This window comes from Clostridium rectalis (assembly GCF_900626095.1).
GTDB lineage: Bacteria > Bacillota > Clostridia > Clostridiales > Clostridiaceae > Clostridium_AS > Clostridium_AS rectalis.
In genome coordinates, this window is sequence record NZ_UYZZ01000004.1 from 134,240 (window position 1) to 150,709 (window position 16,470).

Annotated in this window: 13 protein-coding genes; all 13 read left to right on the forward strand. The window is 32.0% G+C overall.

Annotated features, from left to right (window positions below):
* The first annotated feature begins 11 nt into the window (after positions 1–11).
* Complete coding sequence (locus tag EJL03_RS07900; RefSeq protein WP_125153428.1) at positions 12–1,115, forward strand: BMP family lipoprotein; 1,104 nt, start codon at positions 12–14, stop codon at positions 1,113–1,115.
* 59 nt (positions 1,116–1,174) lie between these two features.
* Positions 1,175–2,719 (forward strand): ABC transporter ATP-binding protein, encoded by a 1,545-nt coding sequence (locus EJL03_RS07905; RefSeq protein WP_125153429.1) that lies wholly within the window; start codon positions 1,175–1,177, stop codon positions 2,717–2,719.
* Positions 2,712–3,803, forward strand: coding sequence for an ABC transporter permease (locus EJL03_RS07910; protein ID WP_125153430.1), 1,092 nt, complete (start codon positions 2,712–2,714; stop codon positions 3,801–3,803). The genes EJL03_RS07905 and EJL03_RS07910 overlap by 8 nt, the downstream gene beginning before the upstream one ends.
* Positions 3,796–4,731, forward strand: coding sequence for an ABC transporter permease (locus EJL03_RS07915; protein ID WP_125153431.1), 936 nt, complete (start codon positions 3,796–3,798; stop codon positions 4,729–4,731). The genes EJL03_RS07910 and EJL03_RS07915 overlap by 8 nt, the downstream gene beginning before the upstream one ends.
* Positions 4,732–4,975: 244 nt before the next feature.
* Entirely contained in the window at positions 4,976–6,334 is a 1,359-nt protein-coding gene (rpoN, locus tag EJL03_RS07920; RefSeq protein ID WP_206427356.1) for an RNA polymerase factor sigma-54, read from the forward strand.
* A gap of 105 nt (positions 6,335–6,439) precedes the next feature.
* Positions 6,440–7,471, forward strand: coding sequence for a sugar-binding transcriptional regulator (locus EJL03_RS07925; RefSeq protein WP_125153433.1), 1,032 nt, complete (start codon positions 6,440–6,442; stop codon positions 7,469–7,471).
* Between the two features lie 116 nt (positions 7,472–7,587).
* Positions 7,588–8,595 carry a type I glyceraldehyde-3-phosphate dehydrogenase gene (gap, locus tag EJL03_RS07930; RefSeq protein WP_125153434.1) on the forward strand — a complete coding sequence of 336 codons (1,008 nt, stop codon included), beginning with the start codon at positions 7,588–7,590 and terminating at the stop codon, positions 8,593–8,595.
* Positions 8,596–8,711: 116 nt separating this feature from the next.
* Positions 8,712–9,908, forward strand: a complete 1,197-nt coding sequence (locus tag EJL03_RS07935; protein ID WP_125153616.1) for a phosphoglycerate kinase — start codon at positions 8,712–8,714, stop codon at positions 9,906–9,908.
* Between the two features lie 122 nt (positions 9,909–10,030).
* On the forward strand, positions 10,031–10,783 hold the full coding sequence (gene tpiA / locus EJL03_RS07940) for a triose-phosphate isomerase (protein WP_125153435.1): 753 nt from the start codon (positions 10,031–10,033) through the stop codon (positions 10,781–10,783).
* Positions 10,784–10,862: 79 nt separating this feature from the next.
* Positions 10,863–12,401 (forward strand): 2,3-bisphosphoglycerate-independent phosphoglycerate mutase, encoded by a 1,539-nt coding sequence (gene gpmI / locus EJL03_RS07945; protein WP_125153436.1) that lies wholly within the window; start codon positions 10,863–10,865, stop codon positions 12,399–12,401.
* 73 nt (positions 12,402–12,474) lie between these two features.
* Positions 12,475–13,770: a phosphopyruvate hydratase gene (gene eno, locus EJL03_RS07950; RefSeq protein WP_125153437.1), complete on the forward strand. Its 1,296-nt coding sequence runs from the start codon at positions 12,475–12,477 to the stop codon at positions 13,768–13,770.
* A 236-nt stretch (positions 13,771–14,006) separates the two neighbouring features.
* Positions 14,007–14,234 carry a preprotein translocase subunit SecG gene (secG, locus tag EJL03_RS07955; RefSeq protein ID WP_125153438.1) on the forward strand — a complete coding sequence of 76 codons (228 nt, stop codon included), beginning with the start codon at positions 14,007–14,009 and terminating at the stop codon, positions 14,232–14,234.
* Between the two features lie 104 nt (positions 14,235–14,338).
* The gene (locus EJL03_RS07960; RefSeq protein ID WP_125153439.1) at positions 14,339–16,360 is read left to right on the forward strand and encodes a sodium-translocating pyrophosphatase; all 2,022 of its coding nucleotides are present in this window, start codon (positions 14,339–14,341) and stop codon (positions 16,358–16,360) included.
* Positions 16,361–16,470: the final 110 nt, after the last annotated feature.

The following is a 16,470-nucleotide window of genomic DNA, read 5'->3' on the forward strand; positions in this document are numbered from 1 at the left end:
GGGGTATCAAAATGAATAAGAAGAAAGTAGTGTCACTACTTGCAGCTGCAGTAATGTCTTTATCATTGTTTGCTGGATGTGGTGGTAGTGGAGAGAAAAAAGCAGAATCTGATAATAAGGCAAAGGAAACAAAGATTAAAGTTGGTATTGTTACGGATCAAGGTGGAATTAATGATGGTTCTTTTAATCAATCAGCTTATGCAGGTATACAAAAAGCGGAAAAAGAGCTAGGAGTTGAAATGATTTCTCCAATTGAATCAAAACAGCAAAACCAAATTCAACCTAACTTAAAACAAATGGCGGGAAGTGCTGATTTAGTAGTTGGGTGTGGATTTATGATGAAAAATCCTATGATAGAAGTATCTAAAGAAGTTGCAGATAAAAAATTTATGATAGTTGACCAAGTAGTAGAATCACCAAATACTGTATCTATTACATTTAAAGAACAAGAAGGTTCTTTTTTAGTTGGTGTTATAGCTGGAAAGCTAACTAAAACTAATAAAGTTGGTTTTTTAGGTGGAATGGAAGGAGACGTTATAAATAGATTTGAATCAGGTTTTATAGCAGGAGTTATGTCAGTTAATCCTGAAGCAGGTAAGGCATTAATGCCGGTAGATGCGAAAACTCCTGGTAAGAATGTAAAGTATGTAAACTCATTTGATGACCAGCAAAAGGCATATGAAGCATCAAAAATGCTTTATAACAACAATGGCTGCGATATAGTTTTCCATGCAGCAGGGGGAGCAGGTACTGGGTTATTTAAGGCAGCAAAAGAATCCAATAAATATGCTATAGGTGTTGATTCAGACCAGGCTGCAGATCCAAAGTTAAAGGAATATAAAGATACAATAATTGTTTCAATGGAAAAAAAGGTAGGAGATTCTGTAATAGATGTTATTAAATCTATAAAAGAAGATAAATTCCAGGGTGGAAAACATATAGTACTTGGAATAAAAGAAGATAGAGTAAGAGTAGCTCCAACAATAAATGAAAAAGTAGTAACAAAAGAAGCACAAGAATTATCAGATAAGTACAAAGAAGCAATAAAAGGAGATAAATTTAAGGTTCCAGCAACAAGAAAGGAACTTAAAGAGTTTAAGGTTCCACAGATTTAGAATATATAGCTAGGTGCTTATGCATCTAGCTTTTTTTGTAAAGTAGGAGGAGGACTTATATGGAAAAGGTTGTGGAAATGAAAGGAATTACAAAAATTTTTCCTGGAACTGTAGCTAATGATAGTGTAGATTTTGATTTAGAAAAAGGAGAAATCCATGTTTTACTAGGGGAGAATGGAGCAGGGAAAACAACACTTATGAATGTACTTTATGGACTTTATCAACCAGAGGCAGGGGAGATTTATATAAATAATAATAAGGTGGATATAAAAAGTCCTAAAGACGCTATAAAGCTTGGTATAGGAATGGTACATCAACATTTTATGTTAGTTAATAATTTTACTGTGGCAGAAAATATGATTTTAGGACAGGAAACTAAAAAAGGAGCATTTAACATAGACATCAAAAAGGCAGAAAAGGATACAAAAGAATTAGCAGATAAATATGGTTTTAAAATAGATCCTAAATCTGTTATAGAAGATATAACAGTTGGACAACAGCAAAAGGTGGAGATTTTAAAGGCTTTATATAGAGGAGCAGAAGTACTTATTTTAGATGAACCTACCGCAGTACTTACTCCACAGGAGATAGAAGAACTTGGAATAATATTAAAAAATTTAATAAAAGAAGGTAAATCTATAATACTTATTACTCATAAACTTAAAGAAGTTATGAGCATGAGTAATAGGGTAACTATAATAAGAAGGGGTAAATATATAGATACTATAAAAACAGAGGATACAAATATAGATAAATTAGCAGAAATGATGGTAGGAAGAAAGGTTAATTTAGTAGTTAATAAATCTAGTGCTAAAAAGGGAGATGTAATCTTTAAAATAGAAAACTTAAGGGCTCTAGACCATAGAGGACTTCCTGCATTAAGAGGGCTAAATTTAGATTTGAGATCAGGAGAAATTTTGGGTATAGCAGGGGTTGATGGAAATGGACAAACAGAGCTTATAGAAAGCATTGTAGGTCTTAGAAAGGTTATAGATGGGAAAATAATATTAAAGGGTGAAGAAATCACAAATAAAAATACAAAAGAAATATCTGAGGCTGGAATATCCCATATACCAGAGGATAGACATAAAAGAGGTTTAGTACTTAAATATTCTTTACTTGAAAATTCTGTACTGGGAATTCATTATAGAAAACCTTTTAGTAAGGGTATAATGATGGATTATGACAAAATAAGAAAGCATGCTAAAACTATAATAGATAATTTTGATGTAAGAACTCCTAATGAAGATGTAACAGCAGCTTCACTATCTGGAGGAAATCAGCAGAAGATGGTTGTAGCAAGGGAAATTGAGAAAGATCCGGATATGTTAATAGCAGCACAACCCACAAGGGGATTAGATGTAGGAGCTATTGAATATATACACAAAAGGTTAATAGAAGAAAGAGACAAAGGAAGAGCTGTTCTTTTGGTTTCTTTAGAGTTAGATGAGGTAATGGCATTATCAGACAGAATTGCTGTTATTTATGATGGGGAAATTGTAGATATACTAGATACAAAAGATGCTACAGAACAAAAACTTGGAATACTTATGGCAGGAGGAAAATTAAAAGATAATGAGAAAGGAGGTATGGAAAATGAGTAATAAAGAGAATATAGAAAGTAAAAATCATATAAAAATTATAAAAAGTTTTTCCATATCTGCTATATCAATAATACTGGCTTTGTTTATTTCAGTATTCTTTGTAATGTGGGCAAAAGACTATAATTTTACTAAGGCTTCTGGATTACTTTTTAAGTCTATATGGAAGGGAAGTTTTGGTTCTAAGGCGAATTTAATAGAGACATTTGTTTTTGCAACTCCACTTATATTTACAGGTCTTGCCCATGCAGTTGCCTTTAGAACTGGGCTCTTTAATATAGGTGTAGAGGGTCAATTTATTATGGGTATGATAATTGCAACTTTAGTGGGACTTATTCCAGGAATACCAGCAATAGTTCATATTCCATTGACAATTCTTGCAGGAACGGTTGCAGGAGCTTTGTGGGCTGGAATCCCAGGATATTTGAAAGCAAGAGTTGGAACGAATGAAGTTGTAAATACTATAATGCTTAACTTTGTAGCTAAAAGTGTATCGAACTATTTTACTATGGGGCCTTTTCATATGCAAGATTCAGCTACTACCCCAAACATACAAAAATCATCTGAGTTATTTAGATTTTTAGGGCAATTTAATAGACTAAATGTAAGTTTAATTATTGCCATAGTATTTGCCTTTTTAGTATACATTCTTTTGTGGAAGACAACTACGGGATACGAAATAAGGGCAGTAGGGCTAAGTCCTACCTCAGCGGAATATGGCGGTATAAGCATAAAGAAAAATATTATACTTGCAATGGTTATATCCGGTATAATTGCGGGACTAGGTGGAGCAACGCATGTAATGGGAGTACAGCATCAATCTATGCAACTTGGAGGTTTTCCAGGTTATGGTATGGATGGTATAGCGGTAGCTTTAGTTGCTAAAAGCAATCCTATAGGAGTAATATTTTCAGCTATTTTATTTGCTGCATTAAATTATAGTTCAGGAACATTAATGCTCGCAGGAATACCAAAGACTATAGTTTATTTAATTCAAGGTATAATAATATTATTTATAGCAGGAGAATACGCATTTAAATTAATATCTCAGAGAATGAAAAAAAAGGAGGCATTGGCAAATGAGTAGTTCATTTTTTACAACAATAATAGGAATTCTTGGAGCCACATTGAGACTTGCAACGCCTCTTATATTTGCAGCTTTAGGTGGAGTATTTTCAGAGAAATCAGGAGTTGTAAATATTGCACTAGAAGGTATTATGATTACAGGAGCTTTTTTCGCTGTACTGGGATCATATATATCAGGGAGTCCATGGATAGGAGTTATATTTGCTATAGCAGCGGGAATTGTTATGTCTTTTATACATGCTTACTTAAGTATAAATTTAAAAGCGGATCAGGTTGTATCTGGTGTAGGTATAAATGTGTTTGCAGATGCTCTTATGAGTTTTTTAATAGTAAAGTTTTTTGGTACGGCGTCTCAAACAAGTGTTGTTGATTCTATTCCATATCCGACAGAAACTATGGGTAGCATTCCAATTATTGGACCTTTACTTAAAGAACTTAATTGGTTTGTTTATATAGCTATAATATTAGTATTTATATCTCATTACGTTATATATAAAACCCCACTTGGACTTAGAATAAGGTCTGTTGGAGAGCATCCCAAGGCTGCAGATACTTTAGGAGTTAATGTTTATACTATTAGATATTTGTGTGTTATTTTATCTGGAATACTTGGTGCACTTGGAGGTGCAACTTTATCTATAGGAATAATGAATCTTTATAGAGAGGGAATGGTAAGTGGTAGAGGATATATAGCTTTAGCAGCTATGATTTTTGGTAACTGGAAGCCTATAAATGCTATGTGGGCATCACTTTTATTTGCCTTTGCAGATGCGCTTCAATTGTTTGCTAAAGGTTTTGGGTGGACATTACCTGGTGAAGTTTATGAAGCATTTCCATATATATTAACAATGTTAGTTCTAGCTGGATTTGTTGGGAAAACTCAGGCGCCAGCAGCAGATGGTGTACCATATGAAAAAGGTGAAAGATAATAATGAATTTAGTTTAAACTTTTTAAATATGGTAGCGCTTTACTATTAGTAATATCAAGGCTGTTTAATATACAGCCTTGTTTTTGTTAAAAATAAAAATATAACATAAAGCTTTCATTTTAGTAATTAAAAGGGAATAAATTAATAGAGCTTTAATGTATATAAAAGCCCCTTAATAATTTTTAACAAAGGAAAGAATTTAGTGTTATAATGTTAATGGGAAAGGGTGTTGATAGTTATGAATATTGATTTTAATTTAACTATGACTCAAGAACAAAAATTAGTAATGACTCAACAAATGCAATTATCTATAAAAATATTACAATTGTCCTCTTATGAATTACAAAAATATGTGGAGAAAGAAGTAGAGGAGAATCCTGTGCTTGAAATTAAAGAAGTAGAAAAAAGTGAAAAAATAGAAGAGATAAATTATAAAGATATGGTAAAGTATTTGGAATTTGATAATTATGGACATTCTAATTTTGTAAATAGAGATGAAGAAGAAGTGTCTCCCTTTACATTTATTTCCGAAGAGAAGTCTTTAAAGCAATACTTAAGGGAACAAATAAGTGAATCAGATGAAAAGGATTGCATGAAAGTTGTATGTAATTATATTGTTGAAAATATAGATGATAGAGGTTATTTATGCGAGAGTACTGATAGTATAGCAGAGCAGTTAAAGATATCTAAAGATGTGATTAATTATGCATTAGATATAGTTCAGGATTTAGAACCGGATGGTATTGGTGCTAGGGATTTAAAAGAGTGTTTAAGTATTCAATGCAAAAAAAAGCGGATAAAGGATAAGACATTATATTTAATTATTGAAAATCACCTTCAGGATATTGCTGAAAACAAATATGGGAATATTGCGAAAAAACTAGGTATAGATATAAAAAAAGCACAACAGTATGGAGACTTTATAAAAACCCTTCAACCTAAGCCTTCTAGAGGGTTTTATACTGGAGAGGAAGTAAAATATGTTGTACCAGATGCTTATATAAAAAAAATAGGAAGAGACTATCATATTATTATGAATGATGATTTGACTCCTAGACTTACTATTAATAAATTGTATAGGGGAATAATACAAAATGAAGATGATAAAAAAGCAATAGATTATGTTAAAAATAGATTGGACAGTGCTATATTTTTAATGAAAAGCATAGATCAAAGGAAAAGTACTATATATAAAGTGTTAGAGGAAATATTAGAAAAGCAAATACAGTATTTTGATTTAGGGGATAATCATTTAAAACCTATGACATTAAAGGAAATTGCAGAAAAATTAAATATGCATGAATCTACAATAAGTAGAGCAATAAAGGATAAATATATACATACAAATAGAGGAACAATAAAAATAAAGGATTTATTTACTACAGCTATACCTTTTAAAGGAGATAAAGAAAATTTATCCTCAATAAAGGTTAAAAAGTCTATAAATGAATTAATAGATAAAGAGGATAAAAAAAGTCCTTTATCAGATCAGGCTATATGCGATATTTTAAAAGAAAACGGAGTGAATATTTCAAGGAGAACTGTGGCAAAATACAGAGAGGAAATTGGACTCAAGTCTTCTAAGGGTAGAAGAAGGTATTAAAAAAATTTATATTTACTATTGGAAAATAATAATATTTGGTTTATAATATAACTGGGATTAAAAAATAATTACCGGGACATTTAATGACCAGAGGAGTGCTTTTGTTTGGAAGATATATTAAAATTACAACAAAAAATTGTTCCTGAAATAATAGAGTTACTTGAAAAAAGATATATTATTTTAAGAAATATTTATTACAGTCAGCCAGTGGGAAGAAGAATTTTAGCTAGGAATTTAGAGATCAGCGAAAGAGTGGTTAGAACTGAAATAAATTTTTTAAAAGATCAAAATTTTATAGAAATAACTGTTCCGGGGATGATAGTTACTTCAGAAGGGGAAGAGATAATAGACAAACTTAAAGATTTTATTCATGAGATGAAGGGTTTATCTGAGTTAGAAAAATCTCTAAAGAGGGTACTGGGACTGAAAAATGTAATAATAGTTGCTGGAGATGTGGAAGAAGATACCACAGTTGTAAGTGAATTAGGTAAAGCTTCTGCAAATTATCTTAAGTCCATATTATCAAATGACTATATTGTTGCACTTACAGGAGGTAGTACTGTTAGAGAAGTTGTTAATAATATTTCAAAAATTAATAATCTTAAAAATATTACTGTAGTACCTGCAAGAGGAGGCATGGGCAGAAATGTTGAAACTCAGGCAAATACTCTTGTATCTAATTTAGCAAATAAAATTAATGCTAATTATAAGCTACTACATGTACCAGATAATTTAAGTAAAGAATCTATAAATGCTATGCTTAAGGAAAAGGGAGTAAAGGAAGTTTTAGATGTAATATATAGTGCAGATGTTTTAGTTTATGGTATCGGTAGAGCAGATGATATGGCAAGAAGAAGAGGGCTAAGTACTAAAGAGATAGAAGCACTTGAATGTAATGGAGCTGTAGGAGAGGCTTTTGGTTATTATTTTAATAGAGCAGGGGAAGAAGTATATTCTACTCCAACTATGGGAATAAAAAATAATCAGATAAAGGATATTCCTCATTTAATAGCAGTAGCGGGAGGAAAATCTAAGGCAGAGGCTATAATTTCAACAGAATTACATAATCCTAACGGAATTCTAATTACAGATGAAGGTGCAGCAAGAGAGGTGCTAAGGTTATTTAGCAATTTATAATATTATTACTATTTGATTAAGTTATACAATATAAAAATATATTGTATTTAAAATATTTTTATGCCACAACATATTAAATTGAAGAACTATTTTAAAATTTAAGGAGGTCTTTTTTAATGGTTAAAGTAGGTATTAATGGTTTTGGAAGAATAGGTAGAAATGTATTTAAGGCTTTAGTAAAAAATTATAGTAGTGAATTAGAAGTAGTTGCTATAAATGACTTAACAAGCCCATCTACATTAAAACATTTATTAAAGTATGATTCATTATATGGAAAATTTGATGGAACTGTAGAAGCTACAGAAAATTCAATAGTAGTTGATGGAAAAGAAATTAGAATATATGCAGAAAGAGATCCTAAAAATTTACCTTGGAAGGATTTAGGAGTAGACATTGTTATAGAATCAACAGGATTATTTACAGATGCTACAAAGGCAAAGGCACATATTGAAGCAGGAGCTAAAAAGGTACTTATTTCAGCACCAGCTAAAAATGAAGATATAACTGTAGTGTTAGGAGTTAATGAAGAAAATTACAATTCTGAAAAACATAATATTATTTCAAATGCTTCATGTACTACAAACTGCTTAGCACCATTTGCTAAAATATTAGACAAAGAATTTGGAATAGTAGAAGGTCTTATGACTACTATACATTCTTATACAAATGATCAGAAGATTTTAGATGCACCTCATAAGGATTTAAGAAGAGCAAGAGCGGCAGCAGAGTCTATGATACCAACAACTACTGGGGCAGCTAAAGCAGTTGCATTAGTTCTTCCACAGTTAAAAGGAAAATTAAATGGTATGGCAGTTAGAGTACCAACTCCAACTGTTTCAATGACTGATTTAGTTTGTACAATATCAAAGGATGCTACTGCAGAGGAAATTAATGCAGCTTTTAAAAAGGCATCAGAAACAGATATGAAGGGAATCTTAGGATATAGTGATGAACCACTTGTATCAGTAGATTACAGAGGAGATGAAAGATCTTCAATAGTTGATGGACTTTCAACTATGGTAATGGGCAAGAGATTAGTTAAGGTTGTTTCATGGTATGATAATGAATGGGGTTATTCAAACAGATTAGCTGACTTAACTAAGTATGTTGCTGACAGACTATAATTTATAGTAATAGGTTTGTTTAACTTATAGTTAAGGAATAAACTGAAGAGGGTTTTGGTTTGTAGTTAATGGCTATAAGACAAAACCCTTTTTTATATATAGAAAGGATGGTTTATGTGGGATTTGATAAAAAGACTATAGAAGATATAGATGTTAGGGGAAAAAGAGTTCTTGTTAGATGTGATTTTAATGTTCCTTTAAAAGACGGAAAAATAACTGATGAAAACAGATTAAATGGAGCTCTTAAAACAATAGAATACCTTTCAGATCATGGTGGAAAGGTTATATTATGCTCACATATGGGAAAACCAAAAGGTGAATATAAAAAAGAGTTATCTTTAGAGCCGGTGGCTAAAAGATTATCACAACTTTTAAACAAGGAAGTTTTATTTGCAGCTGATAATCAGGTAGTTGGAGAAAATGCTAAAAAGGCGGTAGAAAACGCTAAAGATGGAGATATAATTTTACTTGAAAATACCAGGTTTAGAAAAGAAGAAACTAAAAATGAAGAAAATTTCTCAAAAGAATTAGCTTCTTTAGCAGATGTATTTGTAAATGATGCCTTTGGAACTGCTCATAGAGCTCATTGTTCAACAGTTGGTGTAACTAAGTTTGTACCTGTATCTGTTTGTGGTTACCTAATTCAAAAGGAATTAAAGTTTCTGGGGAATGCAGTGCAGCATCCGGAAAGGTCATTCGTTGCAATACTTGGAGGAGCTAAAGTATCAGATAAAATTAATGTAATAAATAACCTATTAGAAAAAGTAGATACATTAATTATCGGTGGAGGAATGAGTTATACATTCTTAAAAGCCCAGGGATATAGTATCGGAACATCCCTTGTTGAAGAAGATAAAGTTGAGTATGCTAAAGAAATGATAGAAAAAGCAAGTAAAAAAGGGGTAAAACTACTTTTACCAATAGATAATGTTGTGGCAGATAAATTTTCAGCGAATTCAGAGGCGGTAGTAACGGAAGATCAGAATATCAAAGAAGGCTATATGGGGCTTGATATAGGACCTAAAACTGCAAAGCTATATGCTAAGGAAGTTAAGGATGCTAAAACTATAGTTTGGAATGGACCTATGGGAGTATTTGAATTTGAAAAGTTTGCTAAAGGGACTATAGAAGTTGCAAGAGCTATGGTGGATTCAAATGGCACTACAGTAATAGGCGGGGGCGATAGTGCAGCGGCTGTAAATCAGTTGGGTTTTGGAGATAAAATGACACATATATCAACTGGTGGTGGCGCTTCATTAGAATTTCTAGAAGGTAAAGAGCTTCCAGGAATAGCAGCACTTAATGATAAATAAATTGTTAAATTATTAATTATAGCTAAATGGTGAGGGTTAATGTTTGTATTAAAAAGATGAAAATCTTCACACAAATTTAAATTTTTTATTTCTACATTTTATTTAAAGAAGGGGTGTTTTTAATGCGTAAAGCTGTAATAGCAGGCAATTGGAAAATGCATAATACAATAGATGAGGCTTTAAAACTAGTAGACGAATTAAGACCATTAGTTAAAGATGCAGATTGTGAGGTAGTAGTCTGTCCTACTTTTATATGCTTAGATTCGGTAAAGAAGGCTGTAAAGGGAAGTAATATAAAAGTTGGGGCACAAAATGTTCACTTTGAGGAAAAAGGAGCATTTACAGGAGAAGTTTCACCAGGTATGTTAGAAGCTATGGAAATAGATTATGTTCTTATAGGGCATAGTGAAAGAAGACAATATTTTAATGAAACAGATGAAACTGTTAATAAAAAAATAAAAGCTTCTTTTAGTCATAATCTAATTCCTATTCTTTGCGTAGGTGAAAGTCTTTACGAACGAGAGAATGAAATAAATGAGGAAGTAATAGGAAGACAAATAAAACTTGATTTAAAAGGTTTAACAAAAGATCAAGTTGAAAGTATGATTATTGCATATGAGCCAATTTGGGCAATAGGAACAGGAAAAACAGCTACATCAAAACAAGCAAATGATACTATTGCTTTTATTAGAAATACTGTAAAAGGTTTATATGGAGAAGAGGTAGCTGAAAAAATAAGAATACAATATGGTGGTTCAGTAAAACCAGCTACAATAAAAGAACAGATGGCAATGTCAGATATAGATGGTGCATTAGTTGGAGGAGCTAGCCTTAAGGCAGAAGACTTTGCATCAATTGTAAATTATAACAAGTAGTTTTATGGTATTTTAAATTTAGGGTTTACAAAATAGTATTCAATTATAATAAACTCTAAATAAAAACAGGGGGTAAATTATGAGTAAAAAACCAGTGCTACTAATGATTCTTGATGGATTTGGAATAACAGATAAAGCTGACGGAAATGCTGTAGAGGCAGCTAATAAACCTAATTATACTAGCTTTTTAAATGATTACCCTCATACTGAATTAAAAGCTAGTGGATTAAGCGTAGGACTTCCTGAAGGACAGATGGGAAATTCAGAGGTAGGGCATTTAAATATAGGAGCTGGAAGAATAATTTATCAAGAGCTAACTAGAATTAGTAAGGATATAAAAGAAGGTAGGTTTTTTAAAAATCTAGAGATAAATGAGGCTATGGATAAAGCTTTAAAAAATAATTCTTCACTTCATTTATTAGGACTCTTATCTGATGGTGGAGTACACTCTCATATAGACCATTTAAAAGCTATTTTAAAAATTGCTAAAGAAAAGGGATTAAATAATGTTTATGTTCACGCTTTTTTAGATGGGAGAGATGTACCGCCTTCTTCAAGCAAAAAGTATATATCAGATATTGAGGATTATATGAGAAAGTTAGGACTTGGAGAAATAGCTACTGTATCGGGAAGATACTATGCAATGGATAGAGATAAAAGATGGGAAAGAGTAAATCTTGCATATAATGCAATGGTGTTAGGAGAAGGAGAAAATTGTAATTCTTCTTTAGAGGCAGTAGATAAATCGTATCATGATAATAAAACTGATGAGTTTGTTCTTCCAACTGTAGTGCTAAAGAATGGAAAACCTACAGGCGTTATACAAAGTGGAGATTCAGTAATTTTTTATAATTTTAGACCAGATAGAGCAAGACAAATAACTAGAGCATTAAATGATAAAGTATTTGATGGATTTAAGAGAGAAACAATGAATCTAAATTTTGTTACAATGACACAGTATGATAAAACAATAGAGAATGTAGAAGTAGCTTATAAGCCAGAAACTTATGAAAATACTTTGGGGGAATATGTAAGCAAGTTAGGTTTAAAACAGCTTAGAATAGCAGAAACAGAAAAGTATGCCCATGTTACTTTTTTCTTTAATGGAGGTGTAGAGAAGCCTAATATAGGAGAAGATAGAGCTCTGATTCCATCACCTAAGGTTGCAACATACGATTTAAAACCTGAAATGAGTGCTTATGAAGTTACCACCGAAGTGTTAAAAAGAATAGATAAAGATGTATATGACCTAATAATATTAAATTTTGCTAATCCTGATATGGTAGGTCACACTGGAGTGTTTGAGGCAGCTAAAAAGGCAATAGAAGATGTAGATATTTGTATTGGTAAAGTGGTAAATAAAATTTTGTCAAAAGATGGTACGGTATTTATTACAGCGGATCATGGTAATTCAGAGCAAATGATAGATTACTCAAATGGTAAACCTATGACTGCACATACTACAAATAAAGTACCATATCTGTATGTAAGCAATCATTCATTAGGTAGGTCATTAAGAAAAGATGGTATATTGGCTGATATTGCTCCAACCATATTAGATGAGATGGGTGTAACAATACCTAAGGAAATGACTGGTAAAAGTCTTATTAACAAATAAAAAATAAATAATAAATAATTAAGTTAATAAAAAATTATTATTTGTTATTTATAATAAAGGGAGGAATATTTTTATGAAAAACTATGTTGAAATTATTGATGTTGTGGCAAGACAAATTCTTGATTCAAGATGTAATCCTACAGTGGAGGTTGATGTAATACTTGAAGATGGTACAGTAGGAAGAGCTGCAGTGCCATCGGGAGCTTCTACAGGTATTTTTGAAGCTGTTGAATTAAGAGATGAAGATAAATCAAAATATAATGGTAAAGGTGTACTTAAAGCTGTTGAAAATGTAAATATTACAATAGCTGAAGAATTAATAGGAATGAATGTTTTTGATCAGATTTTAATAGACAAAACTATGTTAGAACTTGACGGAACAGATAATAAAGCAAAGTTAGGTGCTAATGCTATGCTTGGAGTATCACTTGCTTGTGCAAAGGCAGCAGCAGAAACTTTAGGGTTAAGTCTTTATCAATATATTGGTGGAGTAAATGCAAAAGTTTTACCAGTTCCAATGATGAACATAATAAATGGAGGTAAACATGCGGATAACAATGTAGACCTTCAAGAATTTATGATTATGCCTGTTGGAGCAGGTAGTTTTAGTGAAGCACTAAGAATGAGTTCTGAAGTTTATCATGCATTAAAATCTTTATTAAAATCAAAGGGATATGATACAGGTGTTGGTGATGAAGGAGGATTTGCTCCAAACCTAAAATCAAATGAAGAGGCTATTAAAGTTATAGTAGAGGCTATAGAAAAGGCTGGATATAAGCCAGGATCAGATATATATATTGCATTAGATCCAGCATCATCTGAGATATTTGAGGATGGAAAATATAATCTTAAAGGAGAAGGTAAAGTATTAACTCCAGCGGAAATGGTAGAGTACTATGCTAATTTAGTTGAAAAATATCCAATAATATCTATTGAAGATGGTATGGCAGAAGAAGACTGGGAAGGATGGAAAATATTAACTGATAAAGTTGGGGATAAAGTTCAGCTTGTAGGTGATGATTTATTTGTTACTAATACAAATAGATTAAGTATGGGTATTGAAAGAAAAGTTGCTAATTCAATACTTATTAAATTAAATCAAATCGGAACATTAACTGAGACATTAAATGCTATAGAAATGGCTGAAAGAGCAGGATATACAGCAGTAGTTTCTCATAGATCAGGAGAAACTGAAGATGCTACAATTGCTGATTTAGTTGTTGCAGTAAATGCAGGTCAGATTAAAACAGGAGCACCTGCAAGAAGTGAAAGAGTTGCAAAATATAACCAACTTCTAAGAATAGAAGAAGAATTAGGAGATGTTGCTGAATTCAGAGGGTTAAAAGCGTTTTATAATGTACAAAGATAATATATAGAAATAGTTTATTTAATATAGGGTCTATTAACATTAATTAATGTATATAGACCCTATATTTTTATTAAGTTTACATTATATAAAGTATATATTTTATAAACTATTAAATATTCATGGAAATTTTAGTATTATATTTTGTCACCCTAATTGTTCAATAATGAAAGTTATGTTAAAATATTAATATCATAATTGGGAGAATTATATTATTTATTTTGGAGGTAGAAATAATAATGAAAAACTTTTTAGTGGTTATTCAAATAATAACATCTATAGTTTTAATTGTAGCTGTACTTGCGCAACCAGCTAAAACTCAAGGTTTTAGTTTATTAACCGGAAGTAGTGATACTTTTTATTCCAAGAATAAAAGTAGAACATTTGAGTCTACAATGTCAAGACTTACAATAGTTATGGCAATAATATTTGCAGCAGTAACAATAGCATTAAATTTTGTAAAATAGGTTTTTATGTATTAAATAGGGGTTTAAAGGGTATAATTATTGTTGATATTTTATTAATTAATAAAATATAAATAAAACATAATAAGTATTAGGGGGATATGCTTATGAATAGTTATTTGGTCTATACTATTGCAGCAGGTATTTTGGCATTAATATTTGCATTGTTTTTGGGCAATTTTATCTCGAAAGAAAACCCTGGAAATGAAAAAATGGCGGAAATATCTAGCCATATTCATGAAGGTGCTATGGCATTTTTGAGAACAGAGTACAAATATCTAACTGCATTCATCATAATAGTGAGTGCAGTTATAGCTTTATTTTTAAAATGGGAAACGGCGGTGTGCTTTATATGGGGAGCTTTATTTTCCATTTTAGCAGGATACTTTGGAATGAATGTGGCAACAAAGGCTAATGTTAGGACTGCTGAGGCAGCACGACATAGTCAAAGTAAAGCTTTACAAATAGCTTTTTCTGGTGGTTCCGTAATGGGAATGTCAGTTGTTGGACTTGGGTTATTTGGATTAGGACTTATGTATTTTATTTTTGGTGGTAATATGGACTTTGTTACGGGATTTGGACTCGGTGCTAGTTCTATAGCATTATTTGCTCGTGTAGGGGGAGGTATTTATACTAAAGCTGCAGATGTTGGAGCAGATTTAGTTGGAAAGGTAGAGGCTGGTATACCAGAGGATGACCCAAGAAATCCTGCGGTGATTGCAGATAATGTAGGTGACAACGTAGGTGATGTAGCAGGTATGGGAGCAGATTTATTTGAATCTTATGTAGGGTCAATAGTATCTGCATTAACTTTAGGAGCAGTAGTGTTTAGAGATAAATCGGGTATAATCTATCCATTTTTATTGTCTGCTATTGGTATAGTAGCATCTATCCTAGGAGTATTATTTGCTAGGAAAAGCAAAGCTTCCAATCCTCAAAGGGCGTTAAACTCTGGAACGTATATAAGTGGTACTATAGTAATAGTTTCAGCAGCTATATTAAGTAATATGGTTTTCGGTAATTTTAAAGCTTTTGGAGCAGTGGCTACAGGACTAGTGGTTGGAATGTTAATAGGAAAAATCACTGAAATATATACTTCAGACGAGTATGATTCAGTAAAAAAAATAGCTAATCAATCAGAGACTGGACCGGCCACAACTATAATATCAGGACTTGCAGTAGGAATGTATTCTACATTATGGCCTATTATTTTAATATGTATTGGAGTTTTATTATCTTATTTTATAATGGGTGGAAGTAAAGATGGAGTATTAGGGTTATATGGTATAGCCTTATCAGCAGTTGGTATGCTATCAACTACTGGAATAACTGTGGCAGTAGATGCTTATGGACCTATAGCAGATAATGCAGGTGGTATAGCGGAGATGGCAGAACTTCCACATGAAGTTAGAGAAGTAACGGATAAATTAGATTCTGTAGGAAATACTACAGCAGCTATAGGTAAAGGCTTTGCAATAGGTTCTGCAGCTCTTACAGCTTTGGCCTTATTTGCTTCCTATGCTCAGGCAGTTGAGCTTAAAGTTATAGACTTATTAAATCCTATTACTTTAATAGGAGTATTTATAGGTGCTATGTTACCTTTCTTATTTGGGGCATTAACAATGGAATCTGTTGGAAAGGCTGCTAATGAAATGATAGAAGAGGTAAGAAGGCAATTTAAAGATATACCGGGACTTATGGAAGGAAAAGCTAAGCCGGATTATAAAAAATGTGTAGATATATCTACGTCAGCAGCTATAAGAGAAATGGTTATACCGGGAGTATTAGCTATAATAGTGCCTTTAGGTGTAGGATTAATCCTGGGCAAAGAAGCGTTAGGAGGACTTATAGGTGGAGCAGTAGCTACAGGAGTATTAGTAGCCATACTCATGGCTAATGCAGGTGGTGCTTGGGATAATGCTAAAAAGTATATAGAAGGTGGAACACATGGAGGAAAAGGAAGCTATGCCCATAAGGCAGCTGTTGTAGGAGACACAGTTGGAGACCCTTTTAAGGACACCTCGGGACCAGCTATGAATATACTAATAAAACTTATGACTATAGTTTCTCTTGTGTTTGCGCCTGTTATATTAAAATATGGTGGAATACTATTTAAATTTATAAAATAATAATATAAAAGGTATATGTGTATTAGAATTAACATTATTTAAAATAGATTCTAATCTCATATACCTTTTTCTTTTGTTCCTTGACGGGTGGATAGATTTACTATAGTATT